Source organism: Bacillus sp. SG20033 (genome assembly GCF_044570195.1).
Lineage (GTDB): Bacteria > Bacillota > Bacilli > Bacillales > Bacillaceae > Bacillus > Bacillus subtilis.
Genome location: NZ_CP172606.1, coordinates 179,260 through 199,623, shown reverse-complemented (window position 1 = coordinate 199,623; position 20,364 = coordinate 179,260). Strand labels below are relative to the sequence as shown.

The window sequence follows — 20,364 nt, the reverse complement described above, 5'->3', positions numbered from 1 at the left end:
ATGTGGCATAAACGGTCAATTGTTTTTTAAACAACTTTGCCGTATGTCTCACAATTATCTTATGTAATCCTCGCTTGTCTTGTTCACTCTCTGATAATAGACTTCGTTACTCTAATCCCATTTCTGACCGGACGACTTCAACAATGCGATTGACATACTCATCGCACAGCTCTTTCGTCTTCGCTTCAGCCATGACACGGACGAGCGGTTCAGTTCCTGAAGGGCGCACCAAAATCCGGCCGTCGCCGTTCATTTCTTTTTCAACTTCAGAAATAATTGCTTTTACTTTTTCATTTTCTTCAACTTTATATTTATCAGTCACTCTCACATTGACTAAGAGCTGCGGGAATTTCTGCATTTCAGCTGCAAGCTCTGACAGTGGCTTGCCTGTGGCTTTCAAAGTGTTCATCAGCATAATAGCAGACAATAATCCGTCCCCTGTCGTGTTGTAATCAAGGAAAATAAGATGTCCTGACTGCTCTCCGCCGACGTTGTAGCCGTCTTTTTTCATTGCTTCTACTACGTAGCGGTCGCCGACAGCTGTCTGTACGCTTTTGATGCCTTCTTTTTCGAGCGCCTTATAGAAGCCGAGGTTGCTCATCACGGTTGAAACCACTGTATCATCCTTTAAACGGCCCTCTGATTTCAGATGTTTTGAGCATATGTACATGATTTGGTCGCCGTCTACAATATTTCCTTTTTCATCGACAGCAATCAGGCGGTCGCCGTCACCGTCGAACGCAAGACCGAGATCCGCATTTTTCTCTTTGACAAACGCGCTGAGCGCTTCGGGATGAGTCGAACCGACGCCGTCATTAATGTTTAATCCGTTCGGGGAAGTCCCCATTGTAGAAACATCTGCATCTAAATCAGCAAACAGGTGTGTCGCCAAGGATGACGTTGCGCCATGGGCACAGTCCAATGCCACATGAATGCCTGTGAAATCTTCATCAGCTGTCTGTTTTAAGAATTGCAGATATTTTTGTCCGCCTTCAAAATAATCGTTTACAAGTCCAAGGTCTGCTCCGACAGGTCTTGGCAGCTTATCCTCAGGTTCGTCCATCAGGCGCTCAATTTCAGCCTCTTGTTCATCAGAAAGCTTAAATCCATCTCCCCCAAAGAATTTGATGCCGTTATCCTGCACTGGGTTATGAGAAGCGGAAATCATGACGCCCGCCTCTGCATCCATCGCTTTTGTCAAATAAGATACACCTGGTGTAGAAATGACACCCAGACGCATGACTTCTGCGCCAATGGATAAAAGTCCGGCGACAAGGGCTCCCTCCAGCATATGGCCGGAGATGCGTGTATCGCGGCCTATCAGCACTTTTGGACGTTGTTTGTCTTTTGTCAGCACATAACCGCCGAAACGTCCGACTTTAAAGGCCAGCTCAGGTGTAAGCTCACTATTGGCGACACCTCTTACACCGTCTGTTCCAAAATACTTGCCCATTTTATAATCGCTCCTTTTTTATTCCGATGAGGATTGTGAATTCGCAGTGGATTCATCCTCATCCTGATCTTGGTTTTGATCTTTATTTTCGTCTTGGTTTTGATCGTTGTTGTTTTTATCAGTGTTCTTTGTATCTTCTTGCTGATTGTTCTTTTGATCATTTGTTTGTTTATCTGTGTCATCCTGGTTCCCTGATGTATTGCTGCTGTTATCATTCGTTGATGTATTGCTTTTCTTAGACGTCAGCTTGATTTTGGCGTTTTTCCGCCCCAAGGACCAAGTTACATTCTGTGGCCCGTTCACTTCAAGCTTCACGCTATGCTCCCCGTCCTCTAAATCTGAAACATTCACATACAATTCAATATCTGATTTTTTTAGTTTATTTATATTCGTGGGAGAGCCTTTAGCCGTTACATCTATCGCTTGTGATTCAGGATCAAGAAATTCAATGTTTTGTGAGCTGCTCAGCCCTACAGTCTTGATAGGGACATTCTCGAACTTCTGATCCGCTTCACTATCGACTTCTATATGCAAAGTCACCTTTGACGGTGAGATTTTTTTGACACCGTCAGGAAGCGGAATATCTGCCTCGATATCGGAATCCTTGTTAATTTTACTTAAATCTAAGCTGACGCCGTCAATAAATTCAAGAGAATCCAACACATCCTGTGAGCCGTAAACCGTTACCTCACTGGGGCTGGATTCAATATTCGCTATGCTGACACCGTCAGGAAGGCTTCCTGTCCGTTCAATTTTAAAGGGCACTTTTTTACTCGGGCTTGTCACCGGAACGGTAATCTTGATGACCGAGGGCTCCACGTCGACAGGAAGTGCGTTTCCGTCTTTATCATAGACAGTCACTTTCGCTTCCTTTTCAATCGTTTCATCTGCGTTTTCCAAATTCACTGAAGCTTTTACAAGAGAAATATTATCGATGACATTTTTCGATCCGGTAATCTGCACATTTTTCGGACTGACAATCGGCTGCTCCGGAGAATAGCCTTTTTTCATCTTGCTTTTGTTGTAGTACTCCACTTCTACGGGAAAACTTTTGGTCGTCCGTTCCTGAATGGTCACTGTCGTAACAGACGGATTAATTGAGATTGTCAGCCCATCCGACACGTTTTTGGCCTTAAGCTCAACCTTATGTGTGCCGGTTTTCAAATGTTCCATATCGGCATATATTTCAAAGTTTTTGGTCTGCCGAGCCTTTTTCACGGCGCTTGTCGAGCCTTTTATCGTGACATTAACCGTTTGCGGAACACCCGTCACGACGTAATTTTCATCATCATAATACGCTTTAACCGGAATATCAGTCAGAGTTGCTTCATCAGTTGTTGATGTCGGAAAGAAAGATTCACCCGGTTTTTTTGGAGTCGGTGCTTGGTTGCTGTTAACCGCCACATAAAGCAAGAGCGCGAAAAGCAGAGCAATGATTTTCACAGCCCAGCGGTTGTTTAAGAATTTATCCATTTTTCTTGCCCCTCCAATACCAGCGGTTAGAAGAAGTGTCTCTGGTGTTTTTCTTAAACTCGGCTTCAAGCATTTCTTTCAGCGCTTCTTCTGTCAGCTCTCTGTGAAGGTCGCCGTTCTTTGCCACACTGACGCCGCCGGTCTCTTCAGACACAATAATCGTCAAACTGTCTGTTACTTCACTGATACCGACAGCCGCTCTGTGCCGCGTGCCCAGTTCTTTTGAAATAAACGGGCTCTCAGAAAGCGGCAGATAACAGGCGGCCGCGGCAATTTCATTATTTTTCATAATTACCGCACCGTCATGAAGCGGGGTGTTTGGAATAAAAATATTGATTAGCAGCTCAGAGCTGACTTTGGCATTTAGTGGTATGCCGGTCTCAATATAATCCCCCATTCCAGTATCCCGCTCAATGGTCAGCAGGGCGCCTATACGGCGTTTCGCCATATAATTGATCGCTTTTGTAATGGCCTCAATCGTTTTCTGCTGCGCTTCTTCAACAGGCGTGCCGCTCCTCGAAAAAAAGCGGCCGCGGCCTAGCTGTTCAAGCGCTCTTCTCAGCTCAGGCTGAAAAATAATAATAATTGCTAAAAATCCCCATGTTATCGCTTGGTCCATCAGCCATTGAAGTGTGCTGAGGCCCAAATATTGGCTGGCCATACGAACAAGCACGATGACTACAATTCCTTTTAACAGCTGAACCGCTTTCGTGCCGCGTATCACCATAATCAATTTATATATCACATACCAAACAAGGAGAATATCAACGGCATTGCCGAGGTACTGCAAAAAAGGGATATCCTCAAAAGCCATTTCCTCGTCCTCCAAGATTTCAGTCATTTCGTATTTTGTGTTTTACGTGTTACGCATATGTACTTTACATAGCGAGCCCATTATACCACATTTCGATTTAGCAAGTGAAATGTGCCAGCCCTCTCAGCCCGCAAAAAAAGAGCAAAGCGGCTAACGCGCTTTACTCTTCTCCCTTCGGACTGAATGCATCGAGTACACTTTTCCCCGCAGACTTCATCTTGTACCATGTCCAGTCGAATAATTGATTGATTTCTTCAATCTGACCGGTGACTTGTCCAGCAGAGGCCATATACTTTTCGCCGTTTACGACGGTTACATCCCCGTCTATTTTGCCTTTAATAATCAGCTTGCCGTTTTTAACAGTGACATCACCTTTGACCGTCTCACCTTCTGGCACGGTCACAGTATGGTTATGAACCACAAGATTCGGCTGCTTGGACACGCTGAAATTGTGGTCATTATGCCAGCTGTTAAAAAAACCCCCGCCCATCAAAATGATGAATACCGCAGCAGCTGCGATAACGGGATGGGATCTGAACCATCTTTTTACAGAAGCTCTTTTCTTCTCCTTAGGCAATTTTGCCATGACATTAGCGGTAAAATCCGCGGGGGCTTCGACATGCGATGTGCTCCGTACGAGCGCTATGGATTTCTCCATCTCGTAAAAATGCTTTCTGCATTTCTCGCATGTCTCCAGATGTTCATTTAATACGTGTTCATCTTTTGGAAGGATATCTCCATCAAGATGCATATGCATAAGCTGCACAATTTGTTCAGGACAGCTCATTTCATCACCCCACTTAAAGATCCCTTAATTGTTTTCTAAGAGCCTCTCTGCCTCTGTGAATCCGCGTTTTCACAGTCCCCACAGGAATGTTTAGAATCTCCCCGATTTCAATTAATGAGAGTTCGTCAATATACTTTAATACGATGACTGTTCTGTATTTGTCAGGAAGCTTTAAAATTTTCTGCTGTATCGTGTTTGAGAGCTCCAGCGACACAACTGCATCTTCGGGCAAAACACCATCTGCGGCGATTTGAGAATACATGGTCAAGCCTTCCGTACCAGCCACCTCTGCATCGAGGTAATAATCCGGCTTCTTTTTGCGAATGCGGTCAATGGTCAAATTGGTCGCGATTCGATAAAGCCAAGTTGAAAATTTCCGGTTAATATCAAAACTGTCGATATTAACGTACGCTCTGATGAAAGCTTCCTGTGCAATATCCTCCGCCTCATGCACATTGCCAAGCATACGGTAGCAAAGCTGATAAATTTTATCTTTGTAAATATCTACGATGTCCGCAAATGCATTCTGGTCGCCTTTTTTGACTTGTTTAATTCTTTTTTTAATCATCATTTCCATATTTATCTAACCTCTGCCTTCACCGGTCTGTATGTATACGAGCTTCGTTTCAAAAGGTTTCAATTTTTTTATAAAATAAGTTTATCAAATTTTTGGCAGGGTGTAGATGGTAATTCGTGAATAAACTACCTTAACATATTTTTAAAATTATTATACAGACTGAACAGTTAGAAGTTGGAATGATTTTTCCGGAAAGAAAAAAGACACCTTTTGATCAAAGGTGTCTGTGACTGGGCTAGCTGGATTCGAACCAACGCATGACGGAGTCAAAGTCCGTTGCCTTACCGCTTGGCTATAGCCCAATAATGGTGGAGGGGGGCAGATTCGAACTGCCGAACCCTGAGGGAGCGGATTTACAGTCCGCCGCGTTTAGCCACTTCGCTACCCCTCCACATAAAATTTTGAAAAAACAGTGCCGGCAAGAGGACTTGAACCCCCAACCTACTGATTACAAGTCAGTTGCTCTACCAATTGAGCTACACCGGCAAGATGGTGGAGGATGACGGGCTCGAACCGCCGACCCTCTGCTTGTAAGGCAGATGCTCTCCCAGCTGAGCTAATCCTCCAAATGGTGACCCGTACGGGATTCGAACCCGTGTTACCGCCGTGAAAGGGCGGTGTCTTAACCGCTTGACCAACGGGCCGTTGTGTTCTCGTCGAGCTGACAAAAGTTATTATATACAGGTCACCCCCTGTTTGTAAAGAGAAAAATTAAATTTTTTATTTTCAAACTTTTTAACTCCTTTTTTAACTGAAAAAGCCTCCCAACTAAAGCCATTTATTTTATGATAGAGACAAGCAAAGCAAGAGAGGAGAATCCAATATGATTCTAGTCAGTTCTTGCCTTGGAGGCATTGAATGCAGATATAACGGCTCTCACGCAGCGTCGGAGAAAATCAGAAAACTCGTCGATGAAAAGAAAGCAGTCATGGCTTGCCCTGAACTTCTCGGCGGCTTCTCTACCCCACGCGAACCCGCAGAAATCATAGGAGGCACCGGCGAGGATGTCCTCAATGGAACAGCGAAAATCGTGACAGCTTCAGGAGAAGACGTCACAGAACTATATATGGAAGGCGCCGCGAAAACATTGGCTTACGCAAAAGAAATCAACGCTTCTGCCGTCATATTAAAAGAAAACAGTCCATCTTGCGGAAGCGGTTTTATCTATAACGGCACATTCTCTGGCAAAAAAATCATCGGCAGCGGAGTAACCGCCGCACTGTTAAAACAAGCGGGCTACCGCGTCATTTCGGAAAATGAGCTTGACGACATATTGTAAGGAGGCCACCCCATGACTCAAGACATTTCTTTATCCTTCTATAAGCCTGAACACTTACCCGAGCTTCAATCATTCACGCTCACCAACGATGACAAACGCTTTACCTCCCTCCCGAAAGAGGTGCTGTCTCAGGCTCTGGGCATACAGGACCGATACCCGGTTGTCATCTTAAAAGACGACCTTCCAGTCGGTTTTTTCATTTTACATGCATCGAAAGAAACGCTTGCTTCTTATTCTAACAATCCATTTGCTTTACTGCTCAGCTCCCTGTCTTTAAACGCTGTGCATCACGGAAAAGGCTATGCGAAAAAAGCCATGTTTTTGCTTCCCGCTTTTGTGAGCGGATATTTTCCATGGTGCGACGAAATCATCTTGGCCGTCAATCATCTGAACATACGCGCAAAACACCTTTATATGAAAAGCGGGTTCCTTGATAAAGGACGGCGAAGAATCGGGCCGCTTGGAGAACAGTTGATCCTTCATCATTTCTTATAGTCTTGAGTGAAATAAAATTTCAAAAATTTAAAAACATAGTTGAAATATCATAACAGAAATGAATATACTGAATATTGAGATATATCATTTTAAAACAGGGGGGCATCCTCATGTCTGAACCATTAAACCTTCACCGTCTTACAACGGAATCACGCAATAGCCAAACAGTTGAAATCCACAAAGCAAACACTCTCGGCATCCTCAAAATGATCAACAACGAAGATATGAAAGTCGCTGCAGCCGTTCAGGAGGTTCTCCCCGACATCAAAACAGCTGTAGACTGCGCATATAAATCGTTTCAAAATGGAGGCCGGCTCATATATACAGGCGCCGGCACAAGCGGCAGACTCGGCGTCATGGATGCTGTTGAATGTCCTCCCACCTACAGCGTAAGCCCAGATCAGGTCATCGGAATCATGGCTGGAGGCCCCGAAGCCTTTTTACAGGCAGCAGAGGGCATTGAAGACAGTGAAGAAGCAGGAGCTGAAGATTTAAGAAACATACAGCTCACTTCAAATGACACCGTCATTGCCATCGCAGCAAGCGGCCGCACACCGTACGCCGCAGGCGCCCTAAGATACGCCCGCAAAGTCGGAGCACACACCATCGCCCTTACTTGCAATGAAAATTCCGCCATCAGCAAGGATGCGGATCACAGCATTGAGGTTGTCGTCGGACCTGAGGCCATTACAGGATCAACACGTATGAAAGCCGCAACCGCTCATAAAATGATTCTAAACATGATATCTACCGCTGTAATGGTTAAAATCGGCAAGGTTTACGAAAACTTGATGGTAGACGTCAACGTCAGCAACAAAAAACTAAAAGAACGCGCCATCAGCATCATCCAAAGCCTTACAAACGCTTCATACGACACAGCCAGGCACACCCTGGAACAAGCCGATCATCACGTCAAAACAGCAATTGTCATGCTCAAAACAAGCACAGATCAGAAACAAGCAAAGACATTACTCGATGAAGCAAACGGTTTCATTGACAAAGCAATTGAAAAATACCATCCATGATAAGGAGAGACCAAGAATGGCAACAGGCGGTTTAGCGATCATCCAATCAATGAAGCATAAGCTCCCTCCATCCGAGCGCAAACTTGCAGATTATATCCTAGCCCATCCCCACAAAGCAATCGAAAGCACCGTCAACGAAATCAGCGCCTTAGCCAATTCAAGTGACGCTGCCGTCATCAGGCTCTGCAAATCACTCGGTTTAAAAGGATTTCAAGATTTAAAAATGAGAGTAGCGGGCGATCTGGCAAAGCCTACTTTTCAAGGCTACCGGGATATTGTTCCCCACGAGCCGCTGCCCTCCATTTCCGAAAAAACGGCCGGCAATGCCATTCAAGCCATTCAGGATACTTCAGACCTGATGGACTACAAAGAGCTTGAACGAGCGGTTTCTCTGCTTCTCAAAGCTCATACCGTGCATTTTATCGGCCTTGGGGCTTCCGGCATTGTCGCCAAGGACGCCCAGCAAAAGTGGCTCCGCATTCATAAACAAGCAACCGCGTTTACAGACACTCATCTTGTGGCATCTTTAATCGCAAATGCAGATAAAGACGACATCGTATTCGCCATTTCGTTTTCAGGAGAGACACAGGAAATCATTGAACTGTTTGCCATGGCCAAGGAAAAAGGCATCACAACGATCAGCCTCACACAATTCAGTCAGACATCCGTCTCCGCACTGGCTGATGTCCCTTTGTATACAGCCCATTCCAATGAAGCCTTGATTCGAAGTGCAGCCACTTCCTCCCGCCTCGCCCAGCTTTTTATGATTGATGTTTTGTTTTTAGGCATGGCGGCTGAGCAGTATGAAACGACAACCGGTTATATAGATAAAACGAGAGCAGCCATACAATCTATGAGAATAAAATAAGGCATCTTGAAGGGGAGGGGTTTTAATGAACAAAGAAAATAACTACCATCATCTCGCACAGAAAATCCTTGAGCTATGCGGAGGAAAATCCAATATTTCTTCATATACGCATTGCATGACACGCCTGCGCATTACGCCTTACGATGAAAGCAAAGCAGATGCTCAGGCTTTAAGAAAGCTTGACGGCGTATTGGGGGTCGTTGAAGCTGAAACCTTACAAATTATCCTCGGCACAGGAGTCGTCAATCATGTTACAGCTGCTTTCTCAAAGCTCGTGTCAGCAGAAGAAGATACCGATGTCAAAGAAGCAGCGGCCAAAAAGAAAGCCGATATCAATAGAAAAAACGCCACTCCTTTTAAACTTTTCTTACGTAAAATTGCCAGCATTTTTATCCCTCTTATTCCCGCTCTAGTCGCTTCCGGTTTAATTACTGGGATTACCAAAGCAATTATTCAAGCAGGCTGGCTCTCTGCAAACTCACAAATTGCGATTATCCTGACAGTCATCGGATCAGGGCTGTTCACTTATCTCGGCATTCTCGTCGGTATTAACGCTTCGAAAGAATTTGGCGGGACACCCGCACTTGGGGCTTTGGCCGGGATCTTGATTATCAATCCGGAGATCGCAAAAATCAGTTTATTTGGAGAAGAGCTTCTCCCGGGCAGGGGAGGTCTGATCGGCGTCCTGTTCGCAGCCATATTCATTGCTTACACCGAACAATTTATTCGCCGTTTTATTCCTCAATCACTCGATATCATTGTCACACCCACCGTTTCACTGTTAATCACCGGTATCGTAACGTATGTCGTATTTATGCCTTTAGGCGGATTCATTTCTGATGCTATTACATCCGGCCTACTGTCCATCCTGGACATCGGCGGCATCGCTGCGGGCTTTATTCTGGGCGCAACCTTCCTTCCTCTCGTCGTAACCGGACTGCATCAAGGCTTGACGCCTGTGCACATGGAACTGATCAATTCAATTGGCAATGATCCTCTGCTCCCTATTTTGGCTATGGGAGGTGCAGGACAGGTAGGCGCGGCCTTTGCCGTTTTCGTGAAGACGAAAAAAACAACACTGAGGAAAGCAATCGCCGGCGGGCTTCCATCGGGACTGCTCGGCATTGGTGAACCGCTTATTTTCGGAGTCACGCTGCCGCTTGGCCGTCCGTTTTTAACAGCATGTTTAGGAGCTGGAATCGGCGGCGCCTTTCAAGCTTATTTTCAAGTAGCAACCATTGCGATTGGTGTCTCCGGACTGCCGCTTTCCTTTCTAGTCCTGCCTTCGCAAATCATCCTGTATATCGTTGGGCTCTTTATTTCCTACGCGGCCGGTTTTTTATTGACCTATGCATTCGGATATAAGGATGAAATGGCTTCTCAGTTCGATTAAATTGTTTCTGTTTTAGGGATAGTAAACGGGATAGAAGCACAGAAAGGGGCTAGCCTGTGAAAACAAAGACACTGTTCATATTCAGTGCCATTTTAACCCTATCGATATTTGCGCCAAATGAAACCTTCGCACAAACAGCAGACAACTTGGTTGAGCCGAAAACCATAAATGCAGAAACTGCACAATTCTCGCCGAAGAAGCTAAGGAAGGTAGATCAGATGATAGAACGGGATATTGCAGCAGGATTTCCAGGCGCCGTTCTTGTGGTGGTGAAGGATGGACGCATCATAAAAAAAGCAGCATACGGCTACAGTAAAAAGTACGAAGGGTCAGAACTGCTGCGCCGTCCGGCCAAAATGAAAACCCGCACGATGTTTGACTTAGCCTCAAATACAAAAATGTACGCAACAAATTTTGCATTGCAACGCTTAGTCAGCCAAGGAAAACTTGACGTCTATGAAAAAGTTTCTGCATATTTGCTGGGTTTCAAGGATCAGCCGGGTGACCTCATAAAAGGAAAAGACAAGATACGTGTCATTGATGTCCTCCAGCACCAATCAGGGCTCCCATCAAGCTTTTACTTTTACACGCCGGAAAAAGCCGGCAAGTACTATTCCCAGGAACGGGACAAAACGATTGAATATTTGACGAAAATTCCGCTCGATTATCGAACTGGGACAAAGCACGAATACAGTGACATTGGATATATGCTACTCGGATGTATTGTCGAAAAACTCACCGGCAAACCGCTTGATGTCTACACGGAGCAAGAGCTCTACAAACCGCTCAGGCTGAAGCATACCTTGTACAATCCGCTGCAAAAGGGCTTTAAACCGAAACAGTTCGCAGCTACTGAACGCATGGGCAATACACGTGACGGCGTTATTCAATTCCCTAACATCCGCACAAACACGCTGCAAGGAGAGGTGCATGACGAAAAAGCGTTTTACTCAATGGACGGTGTGTCTGGGCATGCCGGATTGTTCTCAAATGCAGATGATATGGCCATACTGCTGCAAGTCATGTTAAACAAAGGTTCATACCGAAACATTTCTTTATTTGATCAGAAAACAGCCGACCTGTTTACAGCACCTTCAGCAACAGATCCGACATTCGCTCTTGGCTGGAGGCGGAACGGAAGTAAAAGCATGGAATGGATGTTTGGCCCTCATGCCAGCGAAAATGCTTACGGGCATACCGGCTGGACGGGGACAGTTACAATTATTGATCCAGCATACAATTTAGGCATCGCATTGTTAACAAATAAAAAGCATACACCAGTTATTGATCCGGAAGAAAATCCGAACTTCTTTGAAGGTGACCAATTTCCAACAGGCAGTTATGGAAGTGTCATAACCGCGATTTATGAAGCGATGGAGTGAATGATTAGACGATAGGAGGAAGTTTCTATGAGACCTGTCTTTCCGCTTATCCTTTCAGCCGTTCTCTTTCTTTCATGCTTTTTCGGGGCCAGACAGACAGAAGCCTCTGCATCCAAACGTGCAATCGATGCCAATCAGATTGTCAATCGTATGTCGTTAGATGAAAAACTCGGCCAGATGCTGATGCCTGATTTTAGAAATTGGCAAAAGGAAGGCGAGTCCTCTCCGCAAGCCCTTACAGAAATGAATGATGAAGTCGCCAGCCTCGTCAAGAAATATCAATTCGGAGGCATCATCCTTTTTGCAGAAAATGTAAAAACAACAAAACAAACTGTCCAACTGACAGACGATTACCAAAAGGCAAGTCCAAAAATCCCGCTCATGCTGAGTATTGATCAGGAAGGCGGCATTGTAACGAGGTTAGGGGAGGGCACTAATTTCCCAGGGAATATGGCGCTGGGCGCAGCCAGAAGCAGAATCAATGCGTATCAGACCGGCAGCATCATCGGAAAAGAGCTCTCTGCCTTAGGCATCAATACAGATTTCAGCCCTGTCGTGGACATTAACAATAATCCTGATAATCCTGTAATCGGCGTACGGTCATTCAGCTCCAATCGAGAACTGACATCACGCCTCGGTTTATATACGATGAAAGGGTTGCAGCGGCAGGATATCGCGTCTGCCCTCAAACATTTCCCGGGACATGGAGACACGGACGTTGACAGCCATTATGGACTGCCGCTCGTTTCCCATGGCCAAGAACGGCTTCGTGAGGTCGAGCTTTATCCTTTTCAAAAAGCAATTGATGCTGGTGCTGATATGGTGATGACAGCCCATGTTCAGTTTCCCGCCTTTGATGACACCACTTACAAAAGCAAACTCGATGGATCGGACATTCTGGTTCCAGCTACACTTTCAAAAAAAGTGATGACAGGCCTTCTTCGTCAGGAAATGGGCTTTAATGGAGTCATCGTTACCGATGCGCTCAATATGAAGGCAATCGCAGATCATTTCGGACAGGAAGAGGCTGTGGTCATGGCCGTAAAAGCTGGTGTCGATATTGCATTAATGCCAGCCTCAGTCACCTCATTGAAAGAAGAACAGAAATTCGCACGTGTTATTCAAGCTTTGAAAGAAGCCGTGAAAAACGGGGATATTCCTGAACAACAAATCAACAATTCAGTTGAAAGAATCATTTCCCTGAAAATAAAACGCGGCATGTATCCGGCGCAAAACAGCGACAGTACAAAAGAAAAAATAGCCAAAGCCAAAAAAATCGTAGGAAGCAAGCAGCACCTGAAAGCAGAGAAAAAAATAGCTGAAAAAGCAGTAACTGTATTAAAAAATGAACAGCACACTTTGCCGTTCAAGCCTAAAAAAGGCAGCCGAATCTTAATTGTGGCACCTTACGAAGAACAAACTGCTGCAATCGAACAAACCATTCACGATCTCATCAAGCGAAAGAAAATCAAACCCGTATCCCTCAGCAAAATGAACTTTGCCAACCAAGTATTTAAGGCCGAGCATGAAAAACAAGTAAAAGAGGCTGATTATATCATTACCGGCTCCTATGTCGTCAAAAATGACCCTGTCGTCAACGACGGTGTCATCGACGACACAATATCAGATTCAAGCAAATGGGCCACCGTGTTTCCGAGAGCTGTCATGAAAGCCGCACTGCAGCACAACAAACCATTTGTCTTAATGAGTCTGCGCAACCCCTATGACGCAGCCAATTTCGAAGAAGCAAAGGCACTGATTGCAGTCTATGGCTTTAAAGGATACGCAAATGGCCGTTATCTTCAACCTAATATTCCGGCCGGAGTGATGGCGATATTCGGCCAGGCAAAACCTAAAGGCACACTTCCAGTTGACATTCCGTCAGTCACGAAACCAGGGAACACCCTTTACCCATTTGGCTACGGATTAAATATCAAAACGGGAAGACCGCTTTAATAAGGAGGGACACATGAGAAAAACAATATTCGCTTTTCTGACAGGGCTCATGATGTTCGGAACGATAACCGCTGCCTCTGCTTCACCCGATTCAAAGAATCAAACGGCTAAAAAGCCTAAAGTCCAGACTGGGATAGACACGCTCTTGCCAGACTATAAAAAACAGCTCAAGGGAAAACGCATCGGACTGATCACCAATCCAACCGGAGTAAACGCATCTCTGAAAAGCAGTGTCGATATTCTTTACGAGAACCCAGATATCAAACTGACAGCTTTATTCGGCCCTGAACACGGCGTCCGCGGTGACGCCCAGGCTGGAGACGAAGTAGGCTCTTACATTGACGAAAAAACCGGGATTCCCGTATACAGCCTCTACGGAAAAACGAAAAAACCGACTCCAGAAATGCTGAAAAATGTCGATATTCTAATGTTTGACATTCAGGATGTCGGGACCCGTTTCTACACGTACATTTATACAATGGCATACGCAATGGAAGCCGCTAAAGAAAACGGCATTCCATTTATGGTGCTGGACCGTCCGAATCCTCAAGGCGGGAATCATATTGAAGGACCAATCTTAGAACCTGAATACGCCTCATTTGTCGGATTGTATCCCATTCCATTGAAGCATGGGATGACGATAGGCGAATTGGCTTCACTGTTCAACAAAGAATTTAGTATTGATGCCGATCTTACAGTGGTAAAAATGAAACACTGGAAACGAAAAATGGATTTTGACGATACCCGATTGCCTTTCGTCCTCCCTTCGCCTAACATGCCGACGGTGGAAAGCACATTTGTTTATCCTGCAACCGGGCTGATTGAAGGAACAAATATATCCGAAGGGCGAGGGACAACAAAACCATTCGAATTTATCGGAGCTCCCTTTATCAAAAGCACAGAACTTGAAGAAACATTAAACAGCCTCCATTTGCCGGGCGTTACATTTAGGGCAGCATCCTTCACACCGACGTTTTCTAAACATCAAGGAACGCTTTGCCACGGTGTGCAGCTCTATGTGACAGACAGAGATAAGTTTGAAGCCGTTAAAACGGGTCTTTCAGTCATTAAAACCATACACGATCTCTATCCTGAGGATTTTGAGTTCCTGTCAACAGGTTCATTTGATAAACTGGCAGGCAACGGCTGGATCAGGACAAAAATTGAAAATGGAACTTCGGTTGAGGACATCATAAACAGCTATGAAAAAACACTCCAACAATTCAGCAAAACAAGAAAAAAATATCTCATTTATTAGAACGTAAGCATCGTATGTTACACGTGTAACATATTCTTACTGAACGAAAGACCCTTACTTTTACACATAAGTAAGGGTTTTTTTCATGCTAAAAACCCACCCGCTTTATATAGGAAAACTTTCATTTATTTGGTACAATTTTTATTGAAAATGATTATCAATTGAAAGTTTCTGAAAAGGTGGTCTACTCGTGCAAAATGCAGTGATTTATCAACCGGTACAAATTGAATATCTAAAAAAGACAAGTGATCTCTTCTCAGAACAGCAATTAGCCGATTCATTCGTGCTGATTTTTCATTTAAAAGGAAACGGCTATATTTCGATCGGAACAAACACCAATCCTTTGCAAAAAAAGACACTTTATGTTTGTCCGCCTAACGAGACCTTTGGCTTTACGCCAGCAGCCGATGGACATATAGATGCCTGTCTGATCAGGCTTCAAAGCTATATCAAGGAAGCCGGCCAAGATATTTACACACCGTGCACAGAATCGGAATTAGCCAACCTGAAGCTTATGAATGTTTCGCATATCGAGAATCTTGCAGTCCGGCTTCAAGAGCTTGCCGCACTATGGAATGAATCGTCTCAGCTTTCTCAGCTAAAATGTGTGATTGAAGTACAAAGCCTGATTTATGACCTCTTTACTGCCAGTTTATCTGATCAAACGGATACACATTCAGCAATCGAAAAAACAAAACACTATATCGAAACCCATGCTGATACAAAAATCACGCTTGCCCAGCTGTCGCAAATGGCAGGAATCAGTGCCAAACACTACAGTGAAAGCTTTAAAAAATGGACAGGACAGAGCGTAACAGAATTTATTACGAAAACACGAATCACAAAGGCAAAACGGCTAATGGCAAAATCAAACTGTAAATTGAAAGAAATTGCACACCAAACCGGTTATCAAGATGAATTTTATTTCAGCAGAATCTTTAAAAAACATACAGGCTGTTCACCTACAAGCTATATGAAAAAACGCCGAAAGAAAATCGCCGCATACGGAAGGGGCACAATGGGCCATCTCATCCCTCTTCACCACATACCTTTTGCGGCCGCTCTGCATCCGAAATGGACGTCTTACTACTATCAGCATTATTCGACAGACATACCCGTCCAGCTCAGTGCATACCGGTTTAATGAAAAGTGGGAAGAAAACCTATACACATTATCACAGGCAGAACCAGATGTGATTGTCAGCATGGATTCTATTTCTCCAGAAGAACAAGATCGCCTGAATCGCATCGCAGAAGTCATGTACCTTCCTTCAGAAGAAAGCTGGAGAACCCACTTTCTGCAAACTGCCTCATTTTTAAAGGAGGAGTCCGAAGCAGAAAAGTGGCTAGCGGATTATGACCAGCAGACAACAGCCGCCAAAAAAACACTTCAGCACGTTCAAGGGCAGCGTTTTCTCTTTTTGAGGCTACATAAGCAAAACTTCTATCTGGCACATAACCGAAGTGTCCGCGAAGTTTTCTTTGGGGATTTAGGATTCAGCTCGGCAACAACGGCTGACACACCTTCAGAACAAGCGATTTCGTTAGAAAATATCGCAAATTACCAAGCTGACTGTATGATGCTTTTTCTTTTTAAAGAGCCGGAGACCATAGCTTACTACCAGCAATTACAGCAGACAGAAGCATGGCAAAACCTAAGCGCGGTACGGAATAACCGTGTTTATCTTCTATCCCTGGACCCGTGGAATGAATACTCAGCTTGCGGGCACGAACGCATCGTTCAGCAAACTGTTTCTTTATTATCCGGAGATTGTCCATGATAAATCAGGAATTTGTCCATGGTGTTATATCTGTTCATTCTCTATAATTCCAATTGATAATAGTTATCAATTGAACAGGAGGCTCTATAGATGAAAAAGATATCTCTTACCTTATTAATCTTGCTTCTCGCGCTGACAGCGGCAGCTTGCGGCAGCAAAAATGAATCAACTGTCAGCAAGGCAAGCGGCACAGCATCTGAGAAGAAGAAAATTGAATACCTTGATAAAACATATGAAGTAACTGTACCGACAGACAAAATCGCCATTACGGGAAGCGTTGAATCAATGGAAGACGCGAAATTGCTTGACGTTCATCCGCAAGGCGCAATTTCATTCTCCGGTAAATTCCCGGATATGTTCAAAGACATCACTGATAAAGCCGAACCAACCGGAGAAAAAATGGAGCCAAATATTGAAAAGATTCTTGAAATGAAGCCAGATGTTATCCTTGCTTCAACAAAGTTTCCGGAAAAAACGCTGCAAAAAATCAGCACAGCAGGCACGACGATCCCAGTTTCTCATATCTCTTCAAACTGGAAGGAAAACATGATGCTGCTTGCCCAGCTGACTGGAAAAGAGAAAAAAGCAAAGAAAATTATTGCAGACTATAATCAGGATCTAAAGGAAACAAAAACAAAAATAAACGATAAAGCGAAAGATTCAAAAGCGCTTGTCATCAGAATCAGACAAGGCAACATTTACATTTACCCTGAACAGGTGTATTTCAACTCCACACTATATGGTGATTTAGGCCTTAAGGCGCCGAACGAAGTAAAAGCTGCAAAAGCGCAAGAGCTGATTTCATTAGAAAAATTAAGTGAAATGAACCCGGACCATATTTTCGTCCAATTTTCTGATGATGAAAATGCAGACAAACCTGATGCCTTAAAAGATTTAGAGAAAAATCCAATCTGGAAAAGCCTTAAAGCAGTCAAAGAAGATCATGTGTATGTCAACTCAGTGGACCCTCTCGCACAAGGCGGCACAGCTTGGAGCAAAGTCCGTTTCCTGAAAGCGGCTGCTGAAAAATTGACACAAAACTAATTCAGAGTAGGTTTTTGTATGTATTCAAAACAGTGGACACGTATCATATTGATTACTTCTCCATTCGCTATAGCGCTGTCACTTTTGCTTTCAATCCTTTATGGGGCAAAGCATCTTAGCACAGATATTGTTTTTACATCTCTTATTCATTTCGATCCGGGAAACACAGACCATCAAATTATATGGCACTCCCGGATTCCAAGGGCTGCCGGCGCTCTGCTCATAGGGGCAGCCCTTGCTGTTTCTGGAGCGCTTATGCAGGGCATTACGCGCAATTATTTAGCTTCGCCATCCATTATGGGTGTTTCAGATGGTTCAGCGTTTATCATTACGCTTTGCATGGTTCTGCTCCCGCAATCATCTTCGATTGAAATGATGATATACTCTTTTATCGGCTCAGCGTTAGGAGCGGTGTTAGTATTCGGCCTTGCCGCCATGATGCCAAACGGATTTACCCCCGTGCAGCTCGCCATCATCGGCACAGTCACAAGCATGCTGCTTAGCAGCTTATCAGCGGCCATGTCGATTTATTTTCAAATTTCTCAGGATCTCAGTTTCTGGTACAGTGCCAGACTTCATCAAATGAGTCCGGATTTCCTGAAGCTTGCCGCTCCGTTTTTCCTGATTGGCATTATAATGGCCATTTCTCTCAGCAAAAAGGTAACCGCTGTATCATTAGGGGACGACATTTCTAAAAGCCTGGGGCAAAAGAAAAAAACCATTAAAATCATGGCGATGCTTTCCGTCATTATTTTAACCGGCAGTGCCGTAGCGCTGGCCGGGAAAATTGCGTTTGTCGGGTTGGTTGTTCCGCATATCACGAGATTTCTCGTCGGCTCTGATTACAGCAGGCTGATTCCGTGTTCCTGTCTTTTGGGCGGAATCTTTTTAACCCTGTGTGATCTCGCAAGCAGATTTATCAACTATCCGTTTGAAACACCGATTGAGGTCGTAACATCCATTATCGGCGTACCTTTCTTCCTTTATTTAATTAAACGAAAAGGAGGGGAGCAAAATGGCTAAAAAATATGCATTGTTCATCGCTTTGATTCTTGTTGTCAGCTATTTCAGCTTAACGAGCGGATCATTTTCTGTTCGTCCTGCTGAGCTGCTCTCCACTCTTTTTCAAATCGACCCGAATCCGCAGTATGAAATTTTGCTGTTCGATTTAAGACTGCCGCGTGTTGTCATGGCTGCTATTATTGGACTCGGTCTTGGCATTGCAGGCGCCGTCATCCAGGCCATCACGAGAAACGGGCTTGCTGATCCTGGAATTCTCGGAATCAACGCAGGGGCAGGAGCCGGCATTGTAGCGTTTATGCTCTTATTCCAAGGCCAGAAGGAAGTGACATCCATAGCTGCAGCGATGGGAATGCCGCTCTTTGGATTGATAGGCGGGCTCATCGCTGCGATCCTGATTTACATATTTGCATGGCATAGAGGCAATTTAGATTCAGGAAGAATTATTCTGGTAGGGATTGCGATCAATTCAGGATTCAGCGCCCTGTCTTTGTTTTTATCTTTAAAAATGGACCCGCAAGACTATCAAATGGCCATGGTGTGGAAAAACGGAAGCATCTGGTCTGCCAACTGGACGTATATCACAGCCGTTCTCCCATGGATGCTGCTGTTTATACCGATTCTTATCGGCAAATCCCGCCTGCTCGACACCATTCGTTTTGATGAAGACACAGTCAGAAGCCTCGGCATTTCATCAAATAAAGAAAAAACCATCCTGCTCGTAGCCTGTGTAGCAATCATCAGCGCCTGTGTCTCCGTAGCGGGAAGCATGGCGTTTGTCGGCTTAATTGCTCCCCATATCTCACGGAGACTGGCTGGCGTCGAACATCGCTATATCCTGCCACTGAGCGGTTTAATCGGGATGCTTCTTGTGATAAGCGCAGACTTTGCCGGAAAACTGTTTTTTCAGCCCGCAGAAGTGCCCGCAGGCATCATTTTGGCGATCCTCGGAGTTCCTTATTTCTTATATCTGCTTTTCAAGCAAAAAAAGGGGGAGAATGCTTGAAAGGAGCTCTTTCAGAACACAAAGCCGGCAACAGGAGGTTCACGCTGTACCTCCCTCCTTCCTACAGCACAGACAGCGGGGGATTTCCTGCTGTTTACGTGCAGGATGGCAGTTCTTTGTTCCAAAACCAAATCGAATTATTAGAAAGCGCATTTCAACAGCAAAGGCTCCCTGAACTCGTGCTGATCGGTATCGAACCCGAAAACCGGCTAAATGAATACACACCTTGGCCGGCTGCATCACTCAGTGATCGGTTCACGGACTTCGGCGGAATGGGATATCACTATCTGTCTGATATAACGAACCAGTTCATTCCGCTAATCGAAGAAAACTGGAACGTCACCAGGGAACCGCAGTCAAGAGGAATGATCGGTGCCTCATTAGGCGGCCTCATCTCAATGTTCGCCATATTAAAATATCCGTCAATGTTCGGGAAAATAGGCTCTATATCAGGTTCATACTGGTACGAGAACGCAGCGGAAACCATTCATATATCTTCTTTAAAGCCCGGCACTGCACGTGTTTTCATGTCTATCGGGAGTGAAGAAGGCCGTGAAAAACAATCCATTCAGCGACATATGCTGAAAAAAACAAAGCAAGTTCATCAAAGTCTAAAAGAAAAAGGCTTCACTGAAGACCAGTTGTGTCTTTCAATTGAAAAAGGAGCGGTGCACCACCGCAAGTATTTCTGCAAACAGTTTATCAACGCGCTCGAATGGCTATACGGAAAAAACCGCTCAACCCTATGAGCGGT

At 44.7% G+C, this 20,364-nt stretch carries 18 protein-coding genes and 5 tRNA genes; 13 read left to right on the top strand and 10 right to left on the bottom strand.

Features of this window, described 5'->3' with window-relative positions:
* Positions 1-106: 106 nt before the first annotated feature.
* The 10 genes from glmM to ACFVP7_RS01095 form a co-directional block, all read right to left on the bottom strand.
* Positions 107-1,453 carry a phosphoglucosamine mutase gene (gene glmM, locus ACFVP7_RS01140; RefSeq protein ID WP_015382618.1) on the bottom strand — a complete coding sequence of 449 codons (1,347 nt, stop codon included), beginning with the start codon at positions 1,451-1,453 and terminating at the stop codon, positions 107-109.
* A gap of 18 nt (positions 1,454-1,471) precedes the next feature.
* On the bottom strand, positions 1,472-2,926 hold the full coding sequence (cdaR, locus tag ACFVP7_RS01135; RefSeq protein ID WP_024571951.1) for a CdaA regulatory protein CdaR: 1,455 nt from the start codon (positions 2,924-2,926) through the stop codon (positions 1,472-1,474).
* Positions 2,919-3,740 carry a diadenylate cyclase CdaA gene (gene cdaA / locus ACFVP7_RS01130; RefSeq protein WP_003223651.1) on the bottom strand — a complete coding sequence of 274 codons (822 nt, stop codon included), beginning with the start codon at positions 3,738-3,740 and terminating at the stop codon, positions 2,919-2,921. The genes cdaR and cdaA overlap by 8 nt, the downstream gene beginning before the upstream one ends.
* Before the next feature lie 160 nt (positions 3,741-3,900).
* Complete coding sequence (gene rsiW, locus ACFVP7_RS01125; protein ID WP_134982371.1) at positions 3,901-4,527, bottom strand: anti-sigma-W factor RsiW; 627 nt, start codon at positions 4,525-4,527, stop codon at positions 3,901-3,903.
* 13 nt (positions 4,528-4,540) lie between these two features.
* Positions 4,541-5,104, bottom strand: a complete 564-nt coding sequence (gene sigW / locus ACFVP7_RS01120) for an RNA polymerase sigma factor SigW (protein ID WP_014478649.1) — start codon at positions 5,102-5,104, stop codon at positions 4,541-4,543.
* Between the two features lie 230 nt (positions 5,105-5,334).
* Positions 5,335-5,406: transfer RNA gene (locus tag ACFVP7_RS01115), tRNA-Gln, on the bottom strand.
* Positions 5,407-5,410: 4 nt separating this feature from the next.
* Positions 5,411-5,495 (bottom strand) — tRNA-Tyr (locus ACFVP7_RS01110).
* A gap of 22 nt (positions 5,496-5,517) precedes the next feature.
* Positions 5,518-5,590, bottom strand: a tRNA-Thr gene (locus tag ACFVP7_RS01105).
* 4 nt (positions 5,591-5,594) lie between these two features.
* Positions 5,595-5,670: transfer RNA gene (locus ACFVP7_RS01100), tRNA-Val, on the bottom strand.
* Positions 5,671-5,673: 3 nt separating this feature from the next.
* Positions 5,674-5,748: transfer RNA gene (locus ACFVP7_RS01095), tRNA-Glu, on the bottom strand.
* A 179-nt stretch (positions 5,749-5,927) separates the two neighbouring features.
* On the opposite strand from ACFVP7_RS01095, the gene ACFVP7_RS01090 reads away from it, so the two are divergent.
* The 13 genes from ACFVP7_RS01090 (at position 5,928) to ACFVP7_RS01030 (ending at position 20,359) form a co-directional block, all read left to right on the top strand.
* Complete coding sequence (locus ACFVP7_RS01090; RefSeq protein ID WP_396582899.1) at positions 5,928-6,383, top strand: DUF523 domain-containing protein; 456 nt, start codon at positions 5,928-5,930, stop codon at positions 6,381-6,383.
* A gap of 12 nt (positions 6,384-6,395) precedes the next feature.
* Complete coding sequence (locus tag ACFVP7_RS01085; protein WP_396582898.1) at positions 6,396-6,878, top strand: GNAT family N-acetyltransferase; 483 nt, start codon at positions 6,396-6,398, stop codon at positions 6,876-6,878.
* A 110-nt stretch (positions 6,879-6,988) separates the two neighbouring features.
* On the top strand, positions 6,989-7,903 hold the full coding sequence (gene murQ / locus ACFVP7_RS01080; protein WP_160831911.1) for an N-acetylmuramic acid 6-phosphate etherase: 915 nt from the start codon (positions 6,989-6,991) through the stop codon (positions 7,901-7,903).
* 16 nt (positions 7,904-7,919) lie between these two features.
* Positions 7,920-8,771 carry a MurR/RpiR family transcriptional regulator gene (locus tag ACFVP7_RS01075; RefSeq protein WP_396582897.1) on the top strand — a complete coding sequence of 284 codons (852 nt, stop codon included), beginning with the start codon at positions 7,920-7,922 and terminating at the stop codon, positions 8,769-8,771.
* A 25-nt stretch (positions 8,772-8,796) separates the two neighbouring features.
* Positions 8,797-10,164 carry a PTS transporter subunit EIIC gene (locus ACFVP7_RS01070; RefSeq protein WP_160831909.1) on the top strand — a complete coding sequence of 456 codons (1,368 nt, stop codon included), beginning with the start codon at positions 8,797-8,799 and terminating at the stop codon, positions 10,162-10,164.
* Between the two features lie 56 nt (positions 10,165-10,220).
* Positions 10,221-11,546, top strand: a complete 1,326-nt coding sequence (amiE, locus tag ACFVP7_RS01065) for an N-acetylmuramoyl-L-alanine amidase (protein WP_396582896.1) — start codon at positions 10,221-10,223, stop codon at positions 11,544-11,546.
* 27 nt (positions 11,547-11,573) lie between these two features.
* Positions 11,574-13,502, top strand: a complete 1,929-nt coding sequence (gene nagZ, locus ACFVP7_RS01060) for a beta-N-acetylhexosaminidase (protein WP_396582895.1) — start codon at positions 11,574-11,576, stop codon at positions 13,500-13,502.
* Between the two features lie 13 nt (positions 13,503-13,515).
* On the top strand, positions 13,516-14,760 hold the full coding sequence (locus tag ACFVP7_RS01055) for an exo-beta-N-acetylmuramidase NamZ domain-containing protein (protein ID WP_396582894.1): 1,245 nt from the start codon (positions 13,516-13,518) through the stop codon (positions 14,758-14,760).
* A 190-nt stretch (positions 14,761-14,950) separates the two neighbouring features.
* Entirely contained in the window at positions 14,951-16,540 is a 1,590-nt protein-coding gene (gene btr / locus ACFVP7_RS01050; RefSeq protein ID WP_128746885.1) for a bacillibactin transport transcriptional regulator Btr, read from the top strand.
* A gap of 90 nt (positions 16,541-16,630) precedes the next feature.
* On the top strand, positions 16,631-17,584 hold the full coding sequence (feuA, locus tag ACFVP7_RS01045) for an iron ABC transporter substrate-binding protein FeuA (protein WP_128746884.1): 954 nt from the start codon (positions 16,631-16,633) through the stop codon (positions 17,582-17,584).
* 18 nt (positions 17,585-17,602) lie between these two features.
* Positions 17,603-18,607 (top strand): iron ABC transporter permease, encoded by a 1,005-nt coding sequence (locus tag ACFVP7_RS01040; protein WP_014478640.1) that lies wholly within the window; start codon positions 17,603-17,605, stop codon positions 18,605-18,607.
* Complete coding sequence (feuC, locus tag ACFVP7_RS01035) at positions 18,600-19,610, top strand: iron ABC transporter permease FeuC (protein ID WP_003234980.1); 1,011 nt, start codon at positions 18,600-18,602, stop codon at positions 19,608-19,610. The genes ACFVP7_RS01040 and feuC overlap by 8 nt, the downstream gene beginning before the upstream one ends.
* Positions 19,607-20,359, top strand: coding sequence for an alpha/beta hydrolase (locus ACFVP7_RS01030; protein WP_396582893.1), 753 nt, complete (start codon positions 19,607-19,609; stop codon positions 20,357-20,359). Before feuC ends, ACFVP7_RS01030 begins: the two co-directional genes overlap by 4 nt.
* The last annotated feature ends 5 nt before the right edge of the window (positions 20,360-20,364 follow it).

Excerpts from the sequence above, each read along its gene's own strand:
- cdaR (WP_024571951.1), bottom strand. The coding sequence starts at position 2,926 with ATGGATAAATTCTTAAACAACCGCTGGGCTGTGAAAATCATTGCTCTG.
- cdaA (WP_003223651.1), bottom strand. The coding sequence starts at position 3,740 with ATGGCTTTTGAGGATATCCCTTTTTTGCAGTACCTCGGCAATGCCGTT.
- ACFVP7_RS01085 (WP_396582898.1), top strand. The coding sequence starts at position 6,396 with ATGACTCAAGACATTTCTTTATCCTTCTATAAGCCTGAACACTTACCC.
- glmM (WP_015382618.1), bottom strand. The coding sequence starts at position 1,453 with ATGGGCAAGTATTTTGGAACAGACGGTGTAAGAGGTGTCGCCAATAGT.
- ACFVP7_RS01055 (WP_396582894.1), top strand. The coding sequence starts at position 13,516 with ATGAGAAAAACAATATTCGCTTTTCTGACAGGGCTCATGATGTTCGGA.
- feuA (WP_128746884.1), top strand. The coding sequence starts at position 16,631 with ATGAAAAAGATATCTCTTACCTTATTAATCTTGCTTCTCGCGCTGACA.
- murQ (WP_160831911.1), top strand. The coding sequence starts at position 6,989 with ATGTCTGAACCATTAAACCTTCACCGTCTTACAACGGAATCACGCAAT.
- ACFVP7_RS01070 (WP_160831909.1), top strand. The coding sequence starts at position 8,797 with ATGAACAAAGAAAATAACTACCATCATCTCGCACAGAAAATCCTTGAG.
- ACFVP7_RS01040 (WP_014478640.1), top strand. The coding sequence starts at position 17,603 with ATGTATTCAAAACAGTGGACACGTATCATATTGATTACTTCTCCATTC.
- feuC (WP_003234980.1), top strand. The coding sequence starts at position 18,600 with ATGGCTAAAAAATATGCATTGTTCATCGCTTTGATTCTTGTTGTCAGC.
- nagZ (WP_396582895.1), top strand. The coding sequence starts at position 11,574 with ATGAGACCTGTCTTTCCGCTTATCCTTTCAGCCGTTCTCTTTCTTTCA.
- ACFVP7_RS01075 (WP_396582897.1), top strand. The coding sequence starts at position 7,920 with ATGGCAACAGGCGGTTTAGCGATCATCCAATCAATGAAGCATAAGCTC.
- ACFVP7_RS01090 (WP_396582899.1), top strand. The coding sequence starts at position 5,928 with ATGATTCTAGTCAGTTCTTGCCTTGGAGGCATTGAATGCAGATATAAC.
- rsiW (WP_134982371.1), bottom strand. The coding sequence starts at position 4,527 with ATGAGCTGTCCTGAACAAATTGTGCAGCTTATGCATATGCATCTTGAT.
- sigW (WP_014478649.1), bottom strand. The coding sequence starts at position 5,104 with ATGGAAATGATGATTAAAAAAAGAATTAAACAAGTCAAAAAAGGCGAC.